The sequence below is a fragment of the Shewanella sp. 11B5 genome, assembly GCF_002836795.1.
Lineage (GTDB): Bacteria > Pseudomonadota > Gammaproteobacteria > Enterobacterales > Shewanellaceae > Shewanella > Shewanella frigidimarina.
Genome location: NZ_PJAP01000936.1, coordinates 1 through 3057, shown reverse-complemented (window position 1 = coordinate 3057; position 3057 = coordinate 1). Strand labels below are relative to the sequence as shown.

3 protein-coding genes are annotated in these 3057 nt (G+C 41.6%); all 3 read right to left on the bottom strand.

The genetic code is table 11. From position 1 onward, the window contains the following. On the bottom strand, positions 1–1146 hold a 1146-nt coding region (proV, locus tag CXF78_RS18490), incomplete at its 3' end, for a glycine betaine/L-proline ABC transporter ATP-binding protein ProV (RefSeq protein ID WP_180957215.1). 450 nt (positions 1147–1596) lie between these two features. Beyond that, positions 1597–1914, bottom strand: coding sequence for a chaperone modulator CbpM (locus tag CXF78_RS18485; protein ID WP_102037577.1), 318 nt, complete (start codon positions 1912–1914; stop codon positions 1597–1599). Between the two features lie 2 nt (positions 1915–1916). Then, positions 1917–2888 carry a DnaJ C-terminal domain-containing protein gene (locus CXF78_RS18480; RefSeq protein ID WP_102037576.1) on the bottom strand — a complete coding sequence of 324 codons (972 nt, stop codon included), beginning with the start codon at positions 2886–2888 and terminating at the stop codon, positions 1917–1919. Positions 2889–3057 lie beyond the last annotated feature (169 nt).

Below are 3057 nucleotides of genomic sequence, written 5' to 3'. Positions count from 1 at the left end.
GCGATATCTATTTTCTGAGTTTACAACTGGAATAGGCCAAGAATGAGATGCTACCAAAGATAAAATGTCCTGAAGGCTATCGGTTTCCTGAACCGATTTGGCTTCTGTAAGGAAAGCATGCTCAAGTTTGCTGGTACCATTCCCCTGGTCAATAGCGTCGCGCAGAGAATCAGAAGAAACAACACCCAAATAACGATGTTCTGAGTCGAGTACATAGGCAAATTCGCGATCTTTCATACTCAACATTTCTAATGTGGCTCGTGGGCTACCTGCTTTAGTATGCCAAACGACCGTTGGCTGGCTATCGCGGGCAATGTCCCCTGCGGAGATAACACCGGTTGGATCCACACCACGGAAAAATGCGCGTACATAATCGTCAGCGGGATTTTGCAGAATCTCTTCTGGCGTCCCCACTTGAATAACTCGGCCGCCCTGCATGATGGCAATTCGGTCGCCAATACGTAATGCTTCGTCTAAATCATGGGAGATAAATATGATGGTGCGCTCATGACGGTCTTGCAGTTTCAACAGTTCATCCTGCATTTCTGTCTTAATAAGAGGATCAAGCGCCGAAAATGCCTCATCCATGAGCAAGATATCAGGATCAACCGCTAAGCCTCGCGCCAATCCCACTCGCTGCTGCATACCACCACTTAACTCATTGGGATATGCATTCTCCAAGCCTTCAAGTCCGACTTGTTTTAAGGCATCTAGAGCTCGCTCTTCACGCTGTTTCTTATCCATGCCATCAAGCTCGAGGCCAAAAGCTGCATTTTCTAACACTGTCTGATGAGGCATAAGAGCGAAAGACTGAAAGACCATACTGGTTTTGCTTCTGCGAAACCTTACCAGCTCATCCTTATTCATTTTGAGGATATTTTGACCATCAACTAACACCTCTCCAGATGTTGGTTCAATGAGCCTGTTTAGCATTCTTACTAGAGTTGATTTTCCTGAGCCAGACAGACCCATCACGACAAAAATTTCACCTTTGTTTACGGTAAAACTTGCACCTTGTACTGCAACTGTAAGCCCTGTCTGTTCGTAAATTTCTTCTTTGCTTTTCCCTTGTTCAAGTAATTTCACTCCCTTGCGAGGCTCAGAACCAAAAACCTTATAGAGGTTTTTTATTACTATTTTTTCCATAATATTTTCCATGACGCTCTTTTACGCCGTTCTGCTTTTTTGTACTAACGCTACATAAAAAGCACGTGAATAAATTCTGCGCTGTTAAATATTTACCACACACTTTCGCGATATATTTTATACACTAGTCCCTAAACGCTCATCATGTCAATGTTAGTGTTTTCATAAATACAGATAAATCATTGAATTTAATTGTAAAAATACAACAGATATTACCCTTAATTTTAACAAGGATAATATTACTGGTTTAGTAACCTATTCGGAGTGTTATTAGCGGTAAAGCGCTTTAATAAACCTTTATAAACGGCTTAACTAGCAATTTTTAAATAGTAGTGGTTAATAAATAGCAGCCCTAATTAGCGGTGCTTAAATAATTAGGCCAAGCTTTATTCGGCTACTGCCAATGAGAAGTATAGCTACCTCTAACATCCATTTGTCAGCGGCTTATAATTATACTTTAAACCGACTCAACTGCTGCTTTAGCATATGGACTTCATGATCTAACTGGTCTCTTTCATCGAGTAATTGTAAGATTAATGCAATGCCACTCCAATCGAGTGCCAGATCACGTTGAATGCGCGTGGCTTTTTTCACTTGATGTAAATTCTCGACACTAAAGCGCCATTGTTCTATCACCTCACCCTCCATTGGCATGGCAATACTGTGCTCTACAAGTTCAAGTAGTAATGCTGAGCTGATATCGCTGCACTCACACAGTTCATCGCTACTCAACCAACAATCTTGTTCGCTTATATTAATTTGCAGCATCGTTATTTACTCCAACTGGCACGTGGGTCGAATATATTTTTCTCTGCTAATTCAGTCCACAATTGTTTGCTTGCTTCATCTGGCGATGTCGGGACGACTATTTTGAGTACCGCAAATAAGTCCCCATGTACTTTTTTACTGAGTAAGCCTTTTCCTTTTATACGTAAACGCTGTCCTGACTGACTATTAGCAGGGATAGTCAGTTGAATATGACCGGTTAACGTGGGCAGTTTAAGCTTGGTACCCAGCACTGCTTCCCATGGCGCTACGGGTACAACAATACTTAAATCTCGACCATCAACATCAAACATGGGATGAGGTACAAAACGAATTTGTAAGTACAGATCACCGTTATCTGCCTTGGTCGGTCCCGGACCGCCCTGTCCTTTCAAGCGAATACGTTCACCATTAACAACGCCAGCAGGAATTTTAACTTTTAACGATTTAGGTTGCTCAACGATACGACCGCTAGGATCCCGTTGTTGTAAGGTAAACTCGACTGGCTTTAGAGTATCGACCAATGTTTCTTCAAGAAACATCGGAAACTCAATTTCAATGTCTTGGCCTTTTTGAGGCTGAGTTTGGCGCTGTCTATGTTGGCTACCTTGTTCAAAACCTCCGCGGCTGGAGCCAAAAATTGAACTAAAAAAGTCTGAAAACTCTTGATCGGTTTGTGGATCGCTTTGCTGTTGTCCCCAGGTTTGCCCTGCACCATTCGCTGCGCCTTGATTGGCATAACGATTTTGGGTTCTATTAAGGTGATGATGACGTAATTCGTCATATTCAGCACGCTTTTTAGTGTTATGTAACACTTCATAGGCTTCACCTATTTCTTTGAATTTCGCCTCAGCATCTGGATGTTTACTCACGTCAGGATGATACTGCACGGCAAGTTTTTTATAAGCGACTTTAACCGCTTTATCATTCGCTTTAGGATCGATGCCTAATACAGTGTAATAGTCTTTAAAATTCATTTTATCCCCTCACAAAAAGCAAGTTTGCAACGGATCATTAGACAACTTTGAACCCATCTACATTAACGAGTTTAGGCCCACAGACAAACAACACGCTTGATCTTGATCAACTCTATTACAGTATAACGAGTTTAGTTAATGAGCATTACATGATTAAAAAAACATCTCT

What these genes read in the sequence shown, in the direction of transcription:
- CXF78_RS18480 (WP_102037576.1), bottom strand. Translation starts at nt 2,888, where the DNA reads ATGAATTTTAAAGACTATTACACTGTATTAGGCATCGATCCTAAAGCG.
- CXF78_RS18485 (WP_102037577.1), bottom strand. Translation starts at nt 1,914, where the DNA reads ATGCTGCAAATTAATATAAGCGAACAAGATTGTTGGTTGAGTAGCGAT.